This window comes from Oleiphilus sp. HI0080 (assembly GCF_001635135.1).
This window is the reverse complement of the sequence record NZ_LWFU01000876.1, coordinates 1-1333: the sequence shown is the minus strand read 5'-3', so window position 1 is coordinate 1333 and position 1333 is coordinate 1. Positions and strand designations below refer to the sequence as shown.

General features: G+C 45.0%; 1 protein-coding gene. It reads left to right on the top strand.

Going from position 1 to position 1333, the window contains the following annotated elements:
* Window positions 1-1333, top strand: a 1333-nt coding sequence (locus A3751_RS22275) for a bifunctional diguanylate cyclase/phosphodiesterase (RefSeq protein ID WP_156492584.1), incomplete at both ends; no start/stop codon positions are given.

Genomic DNA, 1333 nt, shown 5'->3' with positions numbered 1-1333 from the left:
AGAATCAACTTCACTATCTTGCACACTTTGATTCACTTACAGGTGCTGCCAATAGGCGTCTGTTCGAGGATCGCTGCAAGCAAAGCATTGAAACAGCAAAGCGTTATGATTCATGTCTTGCGCTATTGAGCATTGATATCGATCACTTCAAAAAGATCAACGACACCCTTGGGCACGATGGAGGCGATGATTTTTTAATTGAGCTTGTATCACGATTTCAGCGGAGCGTGCGGAAAGAGGATACGATTGCCCGGCTCGGTGGCGACGAATTCGCTATCCTGCTCCCTAATGTTTCTGGCCAAGACGGTGCAGAGGTCGTGGCGCGCAACATTTTAGAGAGTATTACCAAGCCCGTAACCATAAAAGGCAATGAGCTTATTATCACCTCTAGCATCGGCATCACACTGTGTCCTGAAGATGCAAGTTCCTATGAAGCGCTGCTTAAAAACGCCGACATGGCGATGTATCGAGCGAAAAATAACGGGCGCAACAACATCCAGTTTTACTGTGAAGATATGAACAGTGAAATGATTCGACAAATCGAAATAGAAAAAGATCTAAGAGTCGCACTTAAAGAACAACAATTCTCTCTTCATTATCAACCCATTGTGGACACAAAGAGTGGCGAGATCATCGCACTTGAAGCACTTACTCGCTGGAATCACCCTGAGAAAGGCGTGATTATGCCCGATGAGTTTATAAACATCGCAGACCAAACGGGCCTACTCCAACAAATTGGTGAATGGTCAATCAATCAGCTTTGCGCCGAATGCAAGATTCTAAGCGAACAACATGTTCAAGAGTTGCCAATCGCCTTCAATCTAACACGACGACAATACAACCACCCAAGGCTTCTTCAGATGCTGTCCGATGCTTGCGAGACACATCGCTTTAATCCTAAACAACTCATTCTCGAACTGTCAGAAAATACCTTGGTACAAGTGGGCGATGACGCGCTAAAAATTTTAAGGAAGTTAAAAAGCTTCGGGTGCCTCATAGCAATCGACGGCTTCGGAACGGGATCTTCATCGCTTAACCAACTCAATGCGTTACCCATTGACATCATTAAGATTGATAGAAGCCTAGTGACAAGCTGCCTCACCAACAAACAGCACAGAATAATACTAGAGACCTTGCTAACGATTGCTAAACAACTTGGTATTAAGACCTTTGCCTCTGGCGTTGAAACACCAGCACAAGAGGCCTTTCTACAGAAAAACAAATGCCATTACGTGCAGGGCTTCTTGTACTCTCAAGCGCTCTCTATTGGGCCACTTATCGACTTTCTTGCCAAAACGGACACCCAAGAAGGTTTGCATTCCGGAGATCAGAT